The sequence below is a fragment of the Streptomyces sp. NPDC048636 genome (assembly GCF_040650655.1).
GTDB lineage: Bacteria > Actinomycetota > Actinomycetes > Streptomycetales > Streptomycetaceae > Streptomyces.
In genome coordinates, this window is record NZ_JBEZHR010000003.1 from 507,561 (window position 1) to 526,844 (window position 19,284).

The 19,284-nt window shown below is 73.8% G+C and carries 12 protein-coding genes, 1 tRNA gene and 2 pseudogenes; 6 read left to right on the top strand and 9 right to left on the bottom strand.

Annotated features, from left to right (window positions below):
- Window positions 1-265: 265 nt before the first annotated feature.
- From AB0C66_RS12710 to AB0C66_RS12720, 3 genes are read left to right on the top strand one after another with little or no spacing between them, the layout of a single operon-like run.
- Window positions 266-958, top strand: a complete 693-nt coding sequence (locus AB0C66_RS12710; RefSeq protein WP_362436418.1) for a response regulator transcription factor — start codon at window positions 266-268, stop codon at window positions 956-958.
- A complete protein-coding gene (locus AB0C66_RS12715; protein ID WP_362436420.1) occupies window positions 955-2,556 on the top strand; it encodes a GAF domain-containing sensor histidine kinase in 1,602 nt (533 codons plus the stop codon). The genes AB0C66_RS12710 and AB0C66_RS12715 overlap by 4 nt, the downstream gene beginning before the upstream one ends.
- A gap of 37 nt (window positions 2,557-2,593) precedes the next feature.
- Window positions 2,594-3,601: a polyprenyl synthetase family protein gene (locus AB0C66_RS12720; protein ID WP_362436422.1), complete on the top strand. Its 1,008-nt coding sequence runs from the start codon at window positions 2,594-2,596 to the stop codon at window positions 3,599-3,601.
- A gap of 288 nt (window positions 3,602-3,889) precedes the next feature.
- Here the strand turns inward: AB0C66_RS12720 and AB0C66_RS12725 are convergent, their stop codons facing one another.
- From AB0C66_RS12725 to AB0C66_RS12745, 5 genes are all read right to left on the bottom strand, one after another.
- Window positions 3,890-5,053 (bottom strand): glycosyl hydrolase family 8, encoded by a 1,164-nt coding sequence (locus AB0C66_RS12725; RefSeq protein WP_362436424.1) that lies wholly within the window; start codon window positions 5,051-5,053, stop codon window positions 3,890-3,892.
- Window positions 5,050-5,220, bottom strand: a complete 171-nt coding sequence (locus AB0C66_RS12730; protein WP_362436425.1) for a hypothetical protein — start codon at window positions 5,218-5,220, stop codon at window positions 5,050-5,052. The genes AB0C66_RS12725 and AB0C66_RS12730 overlap by 4 nt, the downstream gene beginning before the upstream one ends.
- 28 nt (window positions 5,221-5,248) lie before the next feature.
- The gene (locus AB0C66_RS12735; RefSeq protein ID WP_362436426.1) at window positions 5,249-5,602 is read right to left on the bottom strand and encodes a PRC-barrel domain-containing protein; all 354 of its coding nucleotides are present in this window, start codon (window positions 5,600-5,602) and stop codon (window positions 5,249-5,251) included.
- A gap of 192 nt (window positions 5,603-5,794) precedes the next feature.
- Window positions 5,795-6,586: an RNA polymerase sigma factor SigF gene (locus AB0C66_RS12740; protein ID WP_362436680.1), complete on the bottom strand. Its 792-nt coding sequence runs from the start codon at window positions 6,584-6,586 to the stop codon at window positions 5,795-5,797.
- A gap of 351 nt (window positions 6,587-6,937) precedes the next feature.
- The gene (locus AB0C66_RS12745; RefSeq protein WP_362436428.1) at window positions 6,938-10,237 is read right to left on the bottom strand and encodes a BTAD domain-containing putative transcriptional regulator; all 3,300 of its coding nucleotides are present in this window, start codon (window positions 10,235-10,237) and stop codon (window positions 6,938-6,940) included.
- Between the two features lie 224 nt (window positions 10,238-10,461).
- Between AB0C66_RS12745 and AB0C66_RS12750 the strand changes: the two genes are divergently transcribed.
- The 3 genes and pseudogenes from AB0C66_RS12750 to AB0C66_RS12760 form a co-directional block, all read left to right on the top strand.
- The gene (locus tag AB0C66_RS12750; RefSeq protein WP_362436430.1) at window positions 10,462-10,788 is read left to right on the top strand and encodes a hypothetical protein; all 327 of its coding nucleotides are present in this window, start codon (window positions 10,462-10,464) and stop codon (window positions 10,786-10,788) included.
- A 52-nt stretch (window positions 10,789-10,840) separates the two neighbouring features.
- Window positions 10,841-11,434: pseudogene (locus AB0C66_RS12755) on the top strand (EsaB/YukD family protein); the annotation flags it as partial.
- Window positions 11,430-12,512 (top strand): annotated as a pseudogene (locus AB0C66_RS12760) (DUF6177 family protein); the annotation flags it as partial. The pseudogenes AB0C66_RS12755 and AB0C66_RS12760, both read left to right, overlap by 5 nt.
- Window positions 12,513-12,607: 95 nt before the next feature.
- Here AB0C66_RS12760 and AB0C66_RS12765 read toward each other — a convergent pair.
- From AB0C66_RS12765 to tmk, 4 genes are all read right to left on the bottom strand, one after another.
- A tRNA-Thr gene (locus AB0C66_RS12765) sits at window positions 12,608-12,684 on the bottom strand.
- Between the two features lie 107 nt (window positions 12,685-12,791).
- A complete protein-coding gene (locus tag AB0C66_RS12770) occupies window positions 12,792-14,327 on the bottom strand; it encodes an alpha/beta hydrolase (RefSeq protein ID WP_362436432.1) in 1,536 nt (511 codons plus the stop codon).
- A 197-nt stretch (window positions 14,328-14,524) separates the two neighbouring features.
- Window positions 14,525-15,754, bottom strand: coding sequence for a DNA polymerase III subunit delta' (locus tag AB0C66_RS12775; RefSeq protein ID WP_362436434.1), 1,230 nt, complete (start codon window positions 15,752-15,754; stop codon window positions 14,525-14,527).
- Between the two features lie 240 nt (window positions 15,755-15,994).
- Window positions 15,995-19,267 (bottom strand): dTMP kinase, encoded by a 3,273-nt coding sequence (tmk, locus tag AB0C66_RS12780; RefSeq protein WP_362436436.1) that lies wholly within the window; start codon window positions 19,265-19,267, stop codon window positions 15,995-15,997.
- Window positions 19,268-19,284 lie beyond the last annotated feature (17 nt).

A 19,284-nucleotide genomic window follows, 5' to 3' on the forward strand; every position in this document is an offset into this window, starting at 1 on the left:
CTCCGGGGGCCGTCGGGCCCCCTGTGCCCGGCCGATCGGCCCCGGCGCGCCTCCACCGGATGGGGCGGTGCACCAGGGGGGCCGGATGGGGGACAAACTCCCTCTTCAGGTGGAATTCAGGACACACCGAGCCGGGTTTCCTCCTCATGCGAGTCCTTATGCGGATCCGACAGCCGCCGGGCCCGGGCCCCCTTCCCCGTCCGCCCCGACGATCACGGCCGCCCCGGCGACCGGGACCGTCCCGTCCCCCGGGCAGGTGAGCCAAGTGGCGCTTCGCGTTCTCATCGCCGACGACCATGCGGTGGTCCGCCAGGGCCTGCGCATGATCCTCGGGCTCGACGACGACATCAAGGTGGTCGGTGAGACGACCAACGGCCGGGAGGCCGTACGACTGGCCCGGGAGCTCTGCCCCGACGTCGTCCTGATGGACCTGCTGATGCCCGTGATGGACGGGGTCTCGGCCACCGCGGAGATCCGCCAGGACCTCCCCGAGGTCGAGGTGGTGGCGCTGACCAGCTCGCTCGACGACGCCATGGTCATGGGCGCGGTACGGGCCGGGGCCATCGGCTTCCTGCTGAAGAACGCCGAGGCCGACGACCTCAGAAGCGCGGTCAAGGCCGCGGCCGTGGGCCAGATCCATGTCTCCCCCGCCGCGATCTCCCGGCTGATGGGCCAGGTCAGGGACCCCAGCGGGCCGGAGCAGCTCACCGAGCGGGAGACCGAGGTGCTGACCATGCTCGCCCGCGGCAAGGCCAACAAGGAGATCGCCCGCGATCTGCGGATCGGCCAGCAGACGGTGAAGACCTACGTCAGCCACATCCTGACCAAGCTGGGCGTACACAGCCGGACCCAGGCCGCCGTCTACGCGGTGCAGTCGGGGCTGGTCCCGGCCGGTGAGATCACCCCGCCCGAGGAGCTGGAAACGACGACGACGAGGGAGCAGTGGTGGTCGGCGTGAGCGGCGGAGACGGGAGACGGATCGGACGGCGGCGCCGGGCGGGTGCGGCGCTCGCCGAGATCAACGAACACCTCCTGGCGGGCGAGAGCGGCGACGCGGTGCTACGGCTGGTCGCCCGCGGGCTGCGGGAGGCGCTGGGCGCCGATATGGCCCGGGTGATGGTGCTGGAGCCCGGCGATGTGCTCGCGGTGCGCGTCACCGACGGCGTCCCGGCCGTCACCCCGCGCGGCCCGCTCACCCCCGGCGGCTCCGCCCCCGCCCGCCAGGCCATCCGCGCCGGACGCTCCACCCTGTCCGGCGGTGAGCGGCGGCCGCCGCACTTCCGCCGGATCCCCCATGACAGGGCCCTGACCTCGGTACTGGACGCGCCGCTGGTGGTGCGCGGCCAGCCGGTGGGGGTCATCGAGCTGGCCAGCGGCACCGGTGGACGACGGCTGACCCACGCCGACGTACGGACCGTCGAGCGGTTCGCGCCGGCCGCCGGGCACGCCGTCGCCCGGATCCGCCACCGCGACCACCTGCGGCGGCTGGCCTCCGCCGCCGCCGGACACGGCACGGTACGGCGCACCCTGGACACCCTGGCCGCGGGCGCCGTGGCCCGTACCGGCGCCGCCAGCTGCACCGTCTACCTGCTGGAGCCGGGCCCCGGCGCGACGCTGCGGATGGCGGGCGGCGGCCACGGCCACACCCCGCCCTCCCGCAGGCCCGCCCTGGAGGCCATCGCCGGATCCGCGCCGGTGATCCACGGCGGCAGCGGCGGCCCGGCCGGTGACGGCCCCGCCCGGGGCGCGGTGGCCGCGTGGCCGCTGCTGCGCGAGGGGACCCCGATCGGGGCGATGTGCTGCCACTTCCCCGCGGGCCGCGACCCCGCCGACGCCGATCTCACCGTCCTGGAAGTGATCGCCGGACACGCGGTGTGCGCGGTGGAGCGGGACCGGCTGTGCGCGGCCGCCCATGAGCGGGCGGTGCACCAGGAGCGGCAGCGGATCTCCCGCGAACTGCACGACTCGGTCTCCCAGGCGCTGTACGGCATCGCGCTCGGCGCCCGTACCGCCCGGGAAATGCTGGAGCGTGACCTCACGGCACCGGCCGGACCGGCCGAACTCGCCCCGCTCTCCGAGCCGATCGAGTACATCCGGCGGCTCGCGGACGTCGCCATCGCCGAGACCCGGACGCTGCTGTGCGCGCTGCGGCCCGAGTCGCTGGAGGCCGAGGGGCTGGTCGCCGCGCTCACCCTCCATGTGGAGGCGCTGCGGGACCGCTACGGCATCGCGGCCGAGGCCCGGCTCGGGGACGAACCGGAGACCTCGCCGGAGGCCAAGCACGCGCTGTTCCGGATCGCCCAGGAGTCGCTGCACAACGTCGCCAAACACTCCCGTGCCCGGAACGTCACCCTCCATCTGCTCAGTGGTCCTGGCACCGTGACGCTGACGGTCGCCGACGACGGTGTCGGCTTCGACTGCCAGGGCTCCTTCCCCGGCCATCTGGGGCTGCTCTCCATGCGGGAGCGGGCCCGCGAGGTCGGCGGCACCCTGAACGTGGACAGCCGCCCGGGCCAGGGCAGCCGGATCCGGGCCACCATTCCGACCTCCGCGTGAGCCCGCGTTTCTGACGGCATATGAGACATTTCTGTCCATGCAGCAGACCGTGCGGGACCGCACGCCGGACGCCGGGCTCGGCGCCGGGCACGCGGCGGTCGAGGAGGGCCTGTTGAGGGCCACCCGGAGCGACGTACCGTTCATCACCGAGGCCGCGCGGCGGCTGCTGCGCTCACCCGCGCGGCGGCTGCTGCGCTCACGCGCACCGCGGTTCCGGCCGCACCTGGTGCTGCTGGCCGCGCGGTTCGGCGATCCGGACGCGCCAGGGGTGGTGCCCGCGGCCGTCGTCGTCGAACTGACCCACCGGGCGACCCACTACCACGACGAGGTGCGGGACGAGGCGGGCGTACGCCGCCGGGGACCCGGCGGCACCGTGCACCCCGCCACGGACGCCCACTGGGACAACACGGTGGCCGTCCTCACCGGCGACGTCCTCTTCGCCCGGGCCTCCCACCTGCTGGCGGGACTGGGTCCACAGGCCGTACGGCTCCAGGCCGAGGCGTTCAAACAGCTGGTCACGGGGCAGATCCTGGAGACCACCGGACCGCCGGAAGGCCACGATCCGGTCGCCCATCACCTGGAGGTGCTGACCGCCCGGTGCGGTGCGCTCACCGCCGTCTCCGGACGGCTCGGCGCGATCACCGCCGGTGCCGATCCGGCGGTCGCCGACGCCCTCGCCCCCTGCGGCGAACGGCTCGGCGTCGCCCGCCGGCTGTCCGCCGAGGCGGAGGCCCTGGTCCCGGGGCACCGCCCCACAATGCCGCTTCTGCTGCTGCGCTCACGGGGCGGCTCACAGGGCGCGGCCGACGCGGACCAGGAGCTGTACGCGCTGCTCACGGCCGGTCCCGCCGAACGCGACCGGAACGCGGCGGCGCTGGCCCGGCTACGGTCCCACCCGGTACTGGCCGAGACCCGCCGCGAGGCCACCCGCCAGGCAGCCGCGGCCCACGCGGCCCTGTCCCCACTCCCCGACGGCCCGGCGAAGACCGCGCTGGAAGAGCTCTGCCAGTCGGTGACCCCCCGATCCACCCCCCACGGCCCCTGACCGGCGGCGCCCGCCCCGGCCTGCCCGGAACGCCGTCACGACGGCTGGTCGCCGCGCAGCAGCGCCTCGCCGAAGCGGCGGAGCCGGGAGAGCGCGGCGGGGTCCAGCGGCTGACGGCGCCGCACCAGCGCCCGCCTGATCTCGCGCTGCCCGCCCGCCGTACCGCATCGGCACCCCGTACCGACGCTCGCGGATCGGACCCTTCGTCGCCTTCGCCTCACAGCGAGGAAACCCGCCGGACGCGAACCAGAATTCCACCCCGCGCGCCGAACGGCAGGATCCGGACCGCTACGGCTCCCACGCGTTCTGGCTGATCACCAGCATCGACTGGAGCTGCACCCCGGCGGCGTAGGCGCGGGCCGGGTCCGGTGGGGCCGCGCACAGCCGGTCCCACAGCGCGTCCAGCCACCCCTGCGCGCCCTCGTCGGTCAGCGCCGCGACCGCGAGAGGCGCGGCGAAGGCGGGCGAGAAGCCCTCCCCGTAGCGTGTGCCGTCCAGGTGGTAGCCGCAGCCGATCCGGTCCGGATCGCCGCCGGTCGCCGTCCGCGCCCACCGGCTGATCCGGCGCGCCGCCTCCCCCGACCGGGGATCGCCGCCGAGCGCCGCGTCGGCGCCGAGGCGCCAGGGGTCGCGGCAGGCGTTCCAGTGGTAGTCGCCGTCGTGCGGGCCCTCCAGGACCTGGGACGGCGCGGGGCGGGGGCGGCCGGTGAGGGTGTCGACGACGAAGTCGGGGAGCAGTCCGGTATCCGGGGCGTGGTACCGCTGGAGCGCGCCGATCAGTGTGAGCTGTGCGTCCAGCGCCTCGTCCCAGAACGGATCACCGGTGGCCGCCCGGAACGCCCTGAGGTGGCCGGGCATCACGTCGGACGTCCGGGAGACACCGTCCCAGTCGCCCGAGGACCAGTCACCCAGCTTCATCAGCCGCGTGGCCGGGTGCACCTCGCTCTCCTTCACGGCGTGGACGCGCCGCAGCGCGAGGCCGGTGTAGTCGCCGCCCCACTGGCGTCCGGCGAGCAGTAACCCGTAGGCGATGTCGAGGTCGCCGTCGGTCGCGGAGTCCGTGCCGCCGACGTCCCGTCCTTCGCCGTCCTGCTGGGCGGCGTGCAGCTCCGGGTCGTTGACGGACGGATGGGCGCGCACATGGCGGAGGATGCCGTCGAACACGGTCCTGGCCTCGGGGTCGGCGCCCGCCATCAGCGCGGTGATGACCAGGCCGTAGCCCTGCGCCTCGGCGACGTACGGATGGGCGGCGTCGGGGGTGTACACCGCGTACCGCCCCTCCTCGCCGCCGATCCCGCGCCGGACGAAGCACGCCTTCCACCGCAGGTAGTGGTCGAGCACCCGGCGGTCGGCCACCGCCGGATCGCCGGAGGGGCGCAGGGTGCCCGGTGGATAGGGATGGGCGTGGCAGCCGTAGGGGACGGCCGCCGCGCCACCCTCCCCCGCCGTCATCGCAGTCGGCGCCTGCGGGTCCGGCGCGACCACCTCAGCGCCGAGAAGACGACGTCCGCCACGAACAGCAGCACGCCGATGACCAGCAGATAGCCCAGCCCCTGCACCGTCGTGCCGATGATCCCGAGCGCGATGGCCACGATCACGAGGAACAGGAACAGAGCCACGGCGCGACGTCTCCTCGATTCAGCCGGGTCAGCGGCGGGCGAGCCGCCGTTCACCGGCGGCGGCCTGGTAGGGCTTGCCGTAGTACTGGAAGATCGTCCCCTCCTGCTCCGCGGGCAGGATGTCATCCGTCCCGATCGACGGGGCCTTCCTCACCAGCGACCGGTCGTACGAGACCTTGACGTACCCCGGACCGACGATCGCGTCGTCGACGGGGACGAACACCAGCCGGTGACGGGTGGGCATACCGGTGCGGACGGTGGCCATGGACGGTTCGTCGTTGGTCGTGGCCACGTAGATCGCCTCGAGCGAACCGATCTTCCGGCCCTGCTCGTCGACGACGGCGCGGTCGCGCCACTCACGGATATCGGCTGGCTGGATCATCACTCATCACCCTCTGACCTCTGTGCTTCAAGGCTGCCTCGCCTTTCCGCACACCGCCACGCCATCCACCCACAGGAGGTACGGCAGGTACGCCGTGGGGCCCGGCCGGAGATTCCGGCCGGGCCCCACGACATTCCCACCACATAACCGACAGTGGCTCTGGTGCTGCCGCGCTCGGCAGCCGCTCGGTGGCTATTCGGCGAGCATCCCCCGGCGCAGGCGGGTCAGCGACTTCGTCAGCAGTCGTGACACATGCATCTGGGAGACACCCAGCTCGGCGCCGATCTCCGACTGCGTCATCTCCTCCCCGAACCGCATCTGGAGGATCCGCCGGTCCCGCTCCCCGAGCTGCTCCACCAGCGGCTTCAGGGCATGGAGGTTCTCCACGACCTCCATGGCGGGATCGAGTTCACCGATCCGGTCCGCGAAGGTGGTCACCCGGGTGGTGCCGTTCTCATGGTCGGCCGGGGCGTCCAGCGAGGTGGTCAGATAGCCGTTGCTGGCCACCAGTCCGTCGAGGACCTCCTCCTCGCTGAGGCTCAGGTGCTCGGCCAGCTCGCTGGTGGTCGGGGACCGGTCCAGCCGCTGGAAGAGCTCCTCGTTCGCCTTGGCCAGGTCGATCCGCAGCTCCTGGAGCCGGCGGGGCACATGCACCGCCCAGCTGGTGTCCCGGAAGAACCGCTTGATCTCCCCCACGATGTAGGGGACCGCGAAGGTGGTGAACTCCACCTCACGCGTCAGGTCGAACCGGTCGATCGCCTTGATCAGGCCGATCGTGCCGACCTGGACGACGTCCTCCATCTCCACCGAGCGGTTGCGGAACCGCCGGGCGGCATACCGGACCAGTGACAGATTCAGCTCAATCAGGGTGTTCCGCACATATTGGTATTCGTGCGTCCCCTCCTCGAGCTGCGTCAGCCGGTCCAGGAAAGTTTTCGTCAGCGCCCTGGCGTCCTTCGGCGCGACCTTCGACGGATCCGTCACCGAGGGAAGGCCAGCGAGCTCAACTCCGCTGTCCTGCTCAGCTTCGGCTGCCGTCACATCTGACGAGACCACGGGTGCCGTGCCGTTCACGTCGCACTCCCTGTATCGGCTGCATGCATAGGCTGATTGGAAACGCGTGTACCCACCCTCTACACGTTCATGCCTAAAAATCTCGGCGACTCGCCCACGGCCGGGATCCCGGGGGCCGGATCAACCCCTCTGGCGCGGGGCGCGGTCAGTGCCCCGCCTTGCCGAAATGGGCGGATATATCCGGCTTTCGGACGGCTTCGAGCGGGCTCGACCGTCAGGCCCGACCCGGCAGGCCCGACTGTCGGCACTGCTGACGGGGCGTCAGCGCGGAACACCGTTCTCCACCGCCGCGGCGCCGTCCGGACACGGCAGACCGATGGCCTCGAACTGCTCCCGCGCGGACCGCCACGCCGCGTCGGCGGCCCCGGCCTCTCCGGAGCGGTCGTACGCGTCCCCGAGGATGTGCAGCGCACGGGCCCGGACCAGCCGCTGGCCGCTCACCTCCGACAGCCGCAGCGCCCGCCGGGCCCCGGCCATCGCTCCCTCCCCGTCACCGAGACCGTGGAGGACCCGCGCCAGGACCACATGGGCCTGACCGAGCGACACCCGGTGCCCCTCGTCCCCCAGGCCGACCGCCGTCCGGGCGTGGTGCGCGGCCGACTCCAGCCGCTCCGCACGACGGTGCGCCTCGGCCGCCGCGATGTGGACATCCATCAGCCCGGTGCGGTGACCGGTCCGGCCGACGAGGTACAGCGCCAGCTCCGCATGCCGGACGGCCTCCTCCGTTTGGCCCAGACACGCCTCGGCGAACGCGAGCCCCGACAGGGCGTCGACCTGGCCGTTGGTGTTCTCGGCCGCCCGGGTCATCAACAGCGCCTCGATATGCGCGGCGATCGCGTCCTCGTAGCGGCCCCGGTCGCTGTGCAGACGGCCGAGCGTCTCATGGGCCATCGCTTCCGCACAGCGGAAACCGCCCTTCATCGCGCCGATCTGGGCCCGCTCCAGCAGGGCCGCCGCGGTGCCGAACCGGGCCCGCTTCAGCTGGACACAGCCCAGGCTCACCAGCGCCATCGCCTCGAGGTTGACGTTTCCGGTGGCCGCGGTCAGCGGCAGGGCGAGGGTCAGGCACTCCTCGGCCGCGTCCAGCTCGCCCAGCGCCAGCAGCGCGGACGCCTCGTTGACCAGACCCACCGACTCCCCGCGCCGGTCACCGCGCTCCCGGTCGATCGCGACCGACGCGCGGTGCCGGGGCAGCGCCGTACCGGGCTCGCCGAGCTGCTTGAGCGCCACGCCCGCGCCGCGCAGCGCGTGCGCCTCTCCGGTCCCCCAGCCGGTCGACCGGGCCAGGGCCCCGGCCGCTTCGTAATGGGACTTGGCGGCCTCCAGCCGGCCCATCCGCCAGCGGGCGTGTCCCAGCGACAGCTCCATGGCGGCCTGGCCCAGCTCGCTGCCCTGGGCACGGGCCGCGCCGAGGGCCAGTTCGGCCAGGCGCACCCACTCGGCGAGCGGTCTGCCGTGGTGCAGCAGATCCGTCAGGGCGTCCATCAGCAGCCACGCCATGCACGGCGGGCCGCTCTCCGCCGCGTGGGTGATGGCGGCCGTGACCTCGTCCCACGCCGTGTCCACCCAGGTCAGGGCCGCCGACGGACTGTCGAAGCTCTCCGGGACCACGCCCGTCGCCACAGGCTCGTACGGCAGGGACAGCTCATGGAGCCCATTGGCCCGGGCCGCGTTCCCCACCGAGCGCAGGTAGTACTCGAACAACCTCAGTACGGCCGCCAGGCGGTCCTCCGCGCCGTCCTCCTCCGCCGACCGCTCGGCCGCGAACTCCTTCAGCAGGTCATGGCAGACGAACCGGTGGGCAGCGGTCTCGAAGACGAGGTGGACCTGGGCGATGGCGGCCAGCAGATCCCGGGCCTCCCGGCGCGGGACGTCCGCCAGCGTCGCGGCGGCCGACGTGGTGAGCCCACCGCTGGGTGCCAGCCCCAGCAGCCGGAACATCCGCCGCCCGGCCGGGCCCAGCGCCCGGTACGAGAGCGCGAACGCGGCCCGGACCGCCGCGTGCGCGTCCCCGGCGATGTACAGCTGGTCCAGCCGCCCCCACTCGGTCAACTCCCTGACGTAGTCTCCCACGGTGTGATGCGGCTGGTCGGCGAGTTGTGCCCCGGCCACCGTGAGGGCGAGCGGCAGCCGCCCGCACTGCTCCACCAGCTCCGCCGCGGCCTCGGGCTCGGCCCGCAGCCGCTCCTCGCCCATCCGCAGGGCGACCAGCTCCAGGGCCTCCTGGTTCCCCAGCGCATCGAGCGAGAGCCGGCTCGCCCCGTTCACCGCCACCAGCCCCGGAAGCCGGTCCCGGCTGGTCATCACCACCAGACAGCCCTCGTCGCCCGGCAGCAGCGACCGCACCTGGTCCGGGCAGGCCACGTCGTCGAGCACCACCAGGACCCGGCGGCCCGCCAGTAGCGAACGGTAGAGCTGGATCTGTGCGTCCAGCTGGTGCGGAATGTGCTCGGGCGGCCGCCCCAGCGCACCCAGCAGCAGCGGCAGCGCCTCACCGGGCGACATCGGCTCGCTCGTGTTGAACCCCCGCAGGTCCAGATAGAGCTGACCGCCGGGGAACCGGTCGGACGCCCGCCGTGCCCAGTGCACGGCCAGCGACGACTTCCCCGTACCGGCCGCACCGACGACCAGCACCACCCGGCTGGGTTCCGCGCTCAGCCGGTCCAGCGCGTCCAGTTCGCGCGCCCGGCCGACGAACCGCCCGGTGCTGGGCGGGAGCTGCCGCGGCACCGGAAGCGGAACGGCCGCCGGAGGTGCCTCGGATGTGACGTCCCGGACCGCCCGCTCGGCCATCCGCGGCACCGGCACCGGCACCGCTTCCGCGGCCACCTCACCCCGGAGGACCCGCTGGTGCAGCTCCCGCAGCGGCTCACCGGGTTCGACCCCGAGCTCGGTGATCAGCCGGCCGCGGAAGTTCCGGTACACCTCCAGCGCCTCGCCCTGACGGCCGCTGTGGTGCAGGGCCCGCATCAACTGGGCCCGGGGGTGCTCCCGCTGCGGATCCTCCGCGATCAACACGTTCAGATCGGCGATGACCTCGCGGTACCACCCCAGCGCCAGCTTCGCCTCGGCCTGTCCCTCGAGCGCGTCCAGCCGCTGCTCGCCCAGACGGCGGGCCTCCGCGGACACCAGGGCCCCGCCCTGGACATCGGCGAGCGGACCACCCCGCCACAGCGCGAGCCCGTCCCGGTACGAGGCGACCGCGTCCTGGAAGTCACCCCGTTCGGCCGCCCGCTTCGCCCGGTCAACCAGCTCCCCGAACTCCTGGGTGTCCAGCGCCCCCGGCTCGACCCGCACCAGGTACCCGGGGTTCCGCGTGACCACGACCTCCGACCCGGTCAGCCCGCACGCCCGTCGCAACTCCGCCACCAGCGCCCGCACCCGCGCCGCCGCCGAGGCGGGCGGCTCCTCGCCCCAGATCCCGTCCTTGAGCCGCTCCACCGACACCGGCCGATTGGCCTGGACCAGCAAGAGCGCCAGCAGCGTGCGTTGCTTCCCGGTCAGCCCGACGGGCCGCCCGTGCACGGCCAGTTCCACTGGTCCGAGCAGGCGGAATCGCACTGTGCACTCCGGCACGGTCCGGTCACCCCCTCCCATCCGACCCATCCGACCCATCCGACCCATCCGGCTCTTCCGGACAGACTAGGCCGCCGTCCGACGAAGACAACGCGCCGGCGGCAGCCCGGCGATGTCGGTGAGGTCGGCCACGGCTCCGACCCGGTCTGTACGGCCCACACACGATGCCTTACGTTGCACAGAGGGTAGTGAGGGGGAGTCCGAGACCAGTGACACGGGATTACGACAGCCAGCTCCTCGAGTCCGTGGCGGTACGCCGCCGCAGAATGCGGGACGCGCTGCTGTTCGGGGCTCAGCGGGCGCGGCGTACGGCGGATGAGCGGATCGGCAAGCTGTTCGCCGGAATCGCCATCGCCGCCGTCCTGTGCGCGGGGTGTGTCGGATGGTCGTTCCTCCAGCACACCCTCCAGAAGCAGAAGGACGAGCAGGAGAAACGGCAGCGCCAGGAACAGCAGTACCAGCAGCCGCCACAGGCACCCAAAACGGAGAAATCCGAGAATCCCGATAAGTCCGAGAAGACCGACAAGAGTTCATGATGATGCCGACCCGGTCCCATGCCCTCGACGTCGCGACGATAGGTTCCCGTCAGTGGTGAACACAGCATCGACTTCCCGGGCCCAGCTCAGCCGGGTGACGCTGATCGGCGAGCGCCGCCGGGCCGATATCGTCCTGCCCTCCGACGCTCCGATCGGGCAGCTGCTGCCGGACATCCTCCAGTTGCTGGACGACCGGGCGGCGTCGCGGCCGATGTCACGGCAGTTGATCACGGCCGATGGTTCCGCGCTGCCGCATGACGCCACGCTCTCCTCGGCCGGGATCGCGGACGGAGCCGTACTGCGGCTCGTACGGGCGCATGCGGCGCCGCCCGCGCCCGTGGTGCACGACGTCACCGATCTGGTCGCGGACGACCTCGATCTCCAGACGTGGCGCTGGCGCCCGGCCGCCCGCCGGATCGGCGCGGGCGTGGCGACCGTGGTTTTCGCGGTGCTCACCGGACTGCTCGCCCGCCGCGAGGTCGCGTCCGACGCGCTCGGCACACTCGCGGGCGCCCTCGCCGTCGTCGCGCTCGTCCTCGCCGCGGCCGGTGCCGCCGCCGCCACGGTCGGCCGAGGCAACCGGGGGCTCGCCACGGCGCTGCTGCTCGCCTCCGGCGGGCTCGCCGTCCTGGCCGCGTGGACCGCCGGAGGCCGCGCGTTCGCTGTCCGTCGTGGCGTCCGACGGGGTGCGTATGGCACCCACGCCCGCGGCCGCGCAGCCTGCCGTCGATGTGCTGACCGACAAGGTCGCGGTCGTCATCCAGGACCGCCCGGTGGTCGCCATGACGGCCTGGCTCTCGGACGCGCTCCGCGCCACCGCCCACGCCGAACTCGGCCTCCAGATCGTCACCTCCGCCGACGCCCGCCTCTCCCCCGCCGTCCGCAACAGCCTCGGCGGCTGGCCCTCGCGCTGGGTCGTCCGCGACGCGGAGGAGGGCTACTACGACGGCCTCTCCGGTGCCGTACTGCGCTGGCAGAACGGTCTGTTCGCGCCCGTCGAGTCCGCCGACGCCACCCCCGACGATCCACGCACCCCGGTGGCCGCGGCCTACCGGGCCTTCGAAGACACCGGTGAACGCCAACTGGCCGTCACCTTCCGCACCGTCCATCCCGCCGACGACCGCCTGGTCCTCGGCGGCGCCCTGGAGACGGTCTGGCGCGAACTGACCGGCGAACCCCCGGCCGGCTGGGGCACCGCGGAACCGGCCAATCTGCCATGGTCACTGCGCCAGTTGACGGACCTCGCCCACGAGCGGTCGCCCGAACCCACCTGGCTCGTCGTGGTCGGCACACCCGACCGCCCCGCCCTGGCCACGGTCCGCGTCAGCCGTACGACGGCGGGCGTCGAGGAGGACGTCACCCTGGCCTTCGGTTACGGCCCCGACGAGGAACCCCCGCTGGACGCCCTCCCCCGGACCGCGGAGATCCTGGCCACCCGCCACCACCTCCAGTCCATGCTCCTCCAGCTCCGCAAGGCCCGCCGCGACCTGATGGTCCCGCCCCGCTTCGAGGGCCCCGGCGTCCCGCTGGCCTTCGTCCTCGGCGCGGAGGAGGTCCGCGAGCTCCCCGGCGACCGAGCCCGCCGCACCCCTCTCCCCAACCCCCCACTCCCCCTCGGCCCCGCAACCCGCCCCGCCCTCTACTACCCCCTCCCGGGCGACCCGGGCGATCTCGCGGGCTGGCAGGACTTCGAACGCCTCATGCGCCACCTGAAAGGCGCCTGACACCAACGGAATCCATCGCAGCACCGGCGACGCCGTCGGCGCACTCCCGGACGCCAGAAACCCCAGCTCGGACAGTGTCCGGGCTGGGGTTCCAGTGGAGCCGCCTAAGGGAATCGAACCCTTGACCTACGCATTACGAGTGCGTCGCTCTGGCCGACTGAGCTAAGGCGGCATGCTGCGGTGACAGATTGGCATCAGCAGCGCCGCCAAGTCTACACAGTTTCGGGGGGTGCTCCGTACGGGGCCGGGCGGGGGTCGGGCAGGGGGCGTTTGGGCTGGTCAGCGGCAGCGCTTCTGGGGGGCGGGAGGGCGACCGGAGACGAGGTAGGTGTTGATCGCGGCGTCGATGCAGCGGCTGCCGCGGCCGTAGGCGGTGTGGCCGTCGCCCTCGTAGGTGAGGAGGGTGGCGGAGGAGAGCTGGCGGGCGAGGGCGCGGGCCCAGCGGTAGGGAGTGGCCGGGTCGCGGGTGGTGCCGACGACCACGATGGGGGCCGCGCCCTTGGCGGTGAGGGTGCGGGGGTGGCCGGTGGCGGGGACGGGCCAGTAGGCGCAGTTCAGGGCGGACCAGGCGAGGGCCTCGCCGAAGACGGGGGAGGCCTTCTTGAACGCCGGGAGGGACTTCTCGACCTCGGCCGGGGTGCGGAAGGCGGCGGGGAGATCGAGGCAGTTGACGGCGGGGTTGGCGTACATGAGGTTGGCGTACGAGCCGTCGGTGTCACGCTCGTAGTAGAGGTCGGCGAGGTTCAGCAGACCGCCGCCCTCGCCGCGGATGGCCGCGTGGAGTGCGGTGCGCAGTTGGGGCCATGCGCTCTCGTCGTACATGGCGGCCATCACGCCGGTGGTGGCCAGGGACTCGCCCAGGCGGCGGGATCCGCCGGTGGACACCGGATGGGAGTCCAGGCGGGTGAAGAATGCACCGAGGCGGTCGCGGGCGTCCGTGACCGAGCGGGTGCCGAGGGGGCATGTGGCGCGGCGGACGCAGTCCTTGGCGAAGGCGGTGAAGGCGGTCTCGAAACCGGCGGTCTGGTCCAGGTTCATCCGCCGGGAGTTGAGCGCCGGGTCGAGGGCGCCGTCGAGGACGAGGCGGCCGACGCGGGAGGGGTAGAGATCGGCGTAGGTGGCGCCGAGGAAGGTGCCGTAGGAGGCGCCGACGTAGGTGAGCCGGTCGTCACCGAGCGCGGCGCGCAGCACGTCCATGTCGCGGGCCGCCTCGACGGTGGAGAGGTGGGCGAGGACCTTGCCGGAGCGGTCGGCGCAGCCGCGGGCGAACTTCTTGTAGGCGGCCACCAACCGGTGCTGCTCGGCAGAGACGTCGGGCGTCTGGTCGGTCTGGGTGTAGCGGTCCATCTGCTTGTCGCTCAGACAGCGGACGGGCTCGCTGCCGGCGACACCGCGCGGGTCCATGGCCACCATGTCGTACCGGGCGCGCACCCGCGACGGATAGCCGACCGCGGCATAGCTCTGGAGGTAGCCGATGGCGGAGCCGCCGGGTCCGCCCGGGTTGACCAGCAGCGAGCCCAGCCGCTTCGCGGAGCCGGTGGCCTTCTTGCGGGAGACCGCGAGTTTCAGATCGCGGCCCTGGCCGGGCCGGGCGTAGTCGAGCGGGGCTCTGAGGGTGGCGCATTCGAAGCCCGCGCCACCGCATGTGCGCCAGTGCAGGCTCTGTTCGTAGTACGGCTTGAGGGCCGCCGGGACGCTGGGCGTGGGCAGCGCGGCGGCGCTCGTCGACGGACCGGAGGAGCAGCCGGAGAACAGCAGGGCGGCGGCCGCGAACGCGGTGCCGAACATGCGGAGCGTGCGGCGGCTGATCTCCATGGACTGATCCCTCGGTTCGCGGGCGCGGACGCGGGGATCACTGGCGGCCGACGCGACGCAAGGTACACGGCGCGGGGTCGTACGACGGCCGGACCCGAACCCCTAACGGAGCGTATCCATTCGACTACGCTCCATGCGTATGCCGCCGAACCCGTACGAGTGACACACGAGTGAGTCCGCGCGCGTCCGGACGCGGCTCAGCCCGCGCGCAGCGCCATGGCCATCGCCTCGACCGCGAGCAGCGGCGCCACATTGCGGTCCAGCGCCTCACGGCACGCCGAGACCGCCTCGATACGGCGCAGCGTCCGCTCCGGTTTCGACCCCGACGCCACCCGCTCCAGGGCGTCCCGTACGTCGGTGTTGGCCAGGGCGACCTGGGAGCCCAGCTGGAGCGCCAGCACATCCCGGTAGAAGCCGGTGAGATCGGTCAGCGCCTGGTCGAGGGTGTCGCGCTGGGTGCGGGTGGCCCGGCGCTTCTGGCGGTCCTGGAGGTCCTTCATGGCTCCGGCGGTGCCGCGCGGCAGCCGTCCGCCCGTACCGGCGGCGGCGCCCAGGGCGGCGCGCAGTTCCTCGGTCTCCTTGGCGTCGACCTCCTCGGCGACCTGCTTGGCGTCCTCGGCAGCCGCGTCGATCAGCTCCTGCGCCGCCTTCAGACAGCCGCCCACGTCGTCCACGCGCAACGGCAGCTTCAGGACCGCGGCGCGGCGGGCACGGGACCGCTCGTCGGTGGCCAGACGGCGGGCGCGGTCGATATGGCCCTGGGTGGCACGGGCGGCGGAGGCGGCGCGCTCGGGGTCGATACCGTCCCGGCGGACGAGGAGGTCCGCCACGGCGTCCACCGGAGGCGTGCGGAGCGTCAGCAGACGGCAGCGGGAGCGGATGGTGGGCAGCACGTCCTCCAACGAGGGCGTGCACAGCAGCCATACGGTGCGCGGCGCGGGCTCCTCGACGGCCTTGAGCAGGACGTTGCCCGCGCCCTCGGTGAGCCGGTCGGCGTCCTCCAGGACGATCACCTGCCACCGGCCGCCCGCGGGCGACAGCTGGGCCCGCCGGACCAGCTCGCGGGTCTCCTTGACGCCGATGGTGAGCTGATCCGTGCGCACCACCTCCACATCGGCATGGGTGCCGACCAGGGCGGTGTGGCAGCCGTCGCAGAACCCGCAGCCCGGGGCGGCACCCAGCGCCCGGTCCGGGCTGACGCACTGGAGCGCGGCGGCGAAGGCGCGCGCGGCGGTGGCCCGGCCCGAGCCGGGCGGACCGGTGAACAGCCAGGCGTGGGTCATCTTCGACGCCGTGCCCGTGCCCGGCCCGGCGGCCGGGGCGCCGGCCCCCGCTCCCCCGGTGACCAGGGCGTCCGCGTCCCGCGCGGCAGCCGTGAGCTGGGCCGCTACCCGGTCCTGCCCGACCAGTTCGTCCCACACCGCCATGGCTGCCTCCGCCCCTTGTGCTTCCGGCATCCCATTGTGGGCCACCCCTCGGACACCCGGGCCCACGGCCGGGCCCATGGGCGGATCCACGGCCGGACCGGATACGGCGTCGCCGTACGGCCCCGCGGTACACCGTCGCGACCGGACGACAGGTGGCCCGGTCCGCCGCAGTCAACGGGCCGTCCGGTCCGCCGCCGTCAGCGGGCCGTCCGGTCCGCCGCCGTCAGCGGGCCGTCCGCCTCAGCGGCGCCGGCCGCCGTCCTCGTCGTCATGCGGCCCGAGCAGTTCGTCGGCCAGGGTCGGCAGGTCGTCCAGCGGGGTCTCCTCCGCCCACTCCGGGCGACGGCGCTTACGCCGCGACGCCGACGCGTCGCCCTGGTCCTCGGGCCGGGCCTGCCGCTGCCCCTGGGCGTGGCTCTCGCCGTGCCCATGGCCGTACTGGGGCATCTCGCGGGTGCGCTCGTTTCCGTGGCCCTGTTCCTCCTCGGAGCGGAACATCCACGGCGGAACCCGGTCCGCGGGGTCGGCGGACCGCTCGTCCCCGACGGACGGCAGCACGGCCGTCTCGTCGGCCGCGCCCGACGGCTCCCGCTCGCCCGACGCCTTCGGGAGGACGGTCGTCTCGTCGGCGTCCGGGCCCTGCTGGGGGCGGACCGGGGGCAGTACGGCCGTCTCGTCCGCGTCCCGGCCCGGGGCATCGTGGCCGGTGGCCGCGTTCCACGGGTCGACACGCGGTGTCCGGACGGTCTCCGTGGAGTCCGGCCAGGCCGCGGCACCGGAGCCACCTGACGCGTCATCGGAATCGTCGCGTCCCGGACGGGCCGGGGGCGCGGGCGGTACCGGCGGTGCCGCGGGCGGCTGCGGCGCCGGATGGCCGGGACCGGCCGGAGCCTCGGTCTCCACCGTCGGCGCGTCGTCCGCGGCGGGGCTCCCGGCGCCCGGGGCGTCCGCCGCCATCCGGGCCCGCTCCGCCCGCAGCAGCGCCTCTTCCGCCTTGCGCTGCTCCTCGCGGCGGCGGGCCTCCGCCTCGGCGCGCTGCTGGGCGTCCGCCTCGGCCTGGACGCGGCGGCGCTCCTCCTCGGCGGCGCGGGCGCGGTCCTCGGCCTCGATCCGCCTGCGGTCCTCCTCGGCCCGTCGGCGTGCGTCCTCGGCGCGCTTACGGGCGGCCTCCGCCTGCCGTTCGGCCTCGCGCTGCCGCGCCTCCTCCAGCTCGCGGCGCTTGCGCTCCTCCTCTTCGGCCCGGGCCTTGGCCAGCGCCTCCTGGCGCTCGCGCTCCAGCCGCTCCTCCTCCGCCTTACGGGCGGCCTCTTCCTCGGCCTTGCGGCGGGCCTCCTCCTCGGCGGCCTTACGGGCCTCCTCCTGGGCCTTCACCTCCGCCTCGGACAGCGGCAGCATCTGGTCCAGCCGGTGGCGCACCGCGGAGGTGACCGCCTCGGGCAGCTGCCCGGCGTCCACGACGAGGTAGCGGGCCGGGTCGGCGGCCGCGAGGGCCAGGAAGCCGGACCGTACGCGCTGGTGGAACTCGGCGGGCTCGGACTCCAGCCGGTCCGGGGCCTCGGTGAAACGCTCGCGCGCGGCCTCCGGGGAGACGTCCAGCAGCACCGTCAGATGCGGCACCAGACCGTCGGTCGCCCAGCGGGAGATCCGGGCGATCTCGGTCGCGGAGAGATCGCGGCCCGCGCCCTGGTAGGCGACGGACGAGTCGATATAGCGGTCGGAGATGACGACCGCGCCGCGCTCCAGGGCCGGACGGACCACGGAGTCGACGTGCTCGGCGCGGTCCGCCGCGTACAGCAGCGCCTCCGCGCGGTGCGAGATCCCGGCGGACGAGACGTCGAGCAGGATCGAGCGCAGTCGCTTGCCGATGGCGGTCGCGCCCGGCTCGCGGGTGACGACCACCTCGTGGCCCTTGGCCCTGACCCATTCGGCCACCGCCTCCACCTGTGTGGACTTACCGGCTCCGTCACCGCCCTCGACGGCGATGAAGAAGCCGGTGGCGGCCGGGGCCTCGTCCGCGCCCCCGCCGCGCAGCGCCTCCCGCAGATCGCGCCGCAGCGGCACGCCCTGCCGGTCGTCGGTACGGCCGAGGACGAGTGCCGCGACGGGCAGCAGCAGCGCCCCGACGAGCATCAGGGTGAAGGCCGCGCCGCCATGGGCGAAGACCCACTCGCCGTCGCCGAGCCGGTGCGGTCCGATGACGGCGGCGAGCAGCGGGGCGATGACCGCGCCGAGGCCGACGAAGACACGGACGACCGCGTGCAGATGCTCCGTCATCCGGTGGCGGCGGGACTCCTCGGACTCCTGGTCCAGGAGGGCGTGGCCGGTGTGGGCGGCGACTCCGGCCGACAGCCCGGCGATCAGGGTGATCATCAGGACCGTGGTGGCGTCGTGCACCAGACCCGCGGCGAGCAGCGCCAGCCCGGTCAGCGCGATCGACAGCGCGAGCAGCCGGCGCCGGGAGAGCCCCGGCAGGACGAGCGGCGCCCAGCGGACGCCGAGCGCGGGACCGCCGCTGAGGGCCAGCACGAGCAGGGAGAAGCCGACCGGGCCGCCACCGAGGTCGACCGCCTGGAGCGCGGCGACGCCGACGGCCGCCGCGATCGCGGCCGCCACCGCGGCGCAGGACAGCACCAGCAGCGGCACGGCGCCGGTGCGCCCCTTGTCGGCGCCGGTGCCGGACGCGGCGCGCGGCCGACGCAGCCCCTCGAGGGGCGAGCGGGTGCGGGGCGTCTGCGCGGCGGGCAGTTCGACGAAGTAGAGGATCGAGATGGACGCGGCGAAGAGTCCGGCGCCGACATACGAGCCCAGCGCGGCCTGGTGGTCGTGGAACCACTCCATGCCCGTGCCCAGCAGCCGTCCGAAGAGCGTGACGACGAGCAGTCCGGCGGCGGCGAGCGGCAGCGTCAGGAAGCTGGTGCGCAGCGAGAGCCTGCGCAGCGCGTCGAGGTGGTCGGGCAGTGGCCGCACGGCGGCGCCCTCGGCGGGCGGCGCCGGGAGCAGCGCGGGGGCCGCGTCGTCCTTGGCGACGGTCCAGAAGCGCTCGGCGACCCCGACGACAAAGGCGGTGACGAGCAGCCAGGCGACGGCGTCGTCCGGCCTCCACTCGATCCACAGCGGGGCGATGAGCAGCAGGACCAGCCGCACCCCATCCGCGCCGATCATGGTCCAGCGGCGGTCCAGCGGGCCGGAGGGGGCGAGCAGTGCGGAGACCGGGCCGAGCAGGACCGCGCCGAAGAGCACGGTCGCCAGCAGCCGGACGCCCAGGACCGCGGCGACGGCGAGGGCCGCACCGCGGTAGCCGCCGCCGAAGGAGCCCGCCGCGACGGACGCCTGCAACGACAGCAGGACGAGCACCAGCACGGCGAGCGCGTCCCCGGCCCCGCCGACGAGTTGGGCACTCCACAGCCGTCGCAACGGCGGATAGCGCAACAAGGCCCGTACGGCACGCTCGCGGGAGTCCGCGGCCAGTGCGCCGGAAGTGGGGGTCACGTCCGTTGGCTGCTCTCGCGTCATCCCGCCAGCCTATCCGG

Excerpts from the sequence above, each read along its gene's own strand:
- AB0C66_RS12720 (WP_362436422.1), top strand. The coding sequence starts at position 2,594 with ATGCAGCAGACCGTGCGGGACCGCACGCCGGACGCCGGGCTCGGCGCC.
- AB0C66_RS12725 (WP_362436424.1), bottom strand. The coding sequence starts at position 5,053 with ATGACGGCGGGGGAGGGTGGCGCGGCGGCCGTCCCCTACGGCTGCCAC.
- AB0C66_RS12735 (WP_362436426.1), bottom strand. The coding sequence starts at position 5,602 with ATGATCCAGCCAGCCGATATCCGTGAGTGGCGCGACCGCGCCGTCGTC.
- AB0C66_RS12770 (WP_362436432.1), bottom strand. The coding sequence starts at position 14,327 with ATGGAGATCAGCCGCCGCACGCTCCGCATGTTCGGCACCGCGTTCGCG.
- AB0C66_RS12775 (WP_362436434.1), bottom strand. The coding sequence starts at position 15,754 with ATGGCGGTGTGGGACGAACTGGTCGGGCAGGACCGGGTAGCGGCCCAG.
- tmk (WP_362436436.1), bottom strand. The coding sequence starts at position 19,267 with ATGACGCGAGAGCAGCCAACGGACGTGACCCCCACTTCCGGCGCACTG.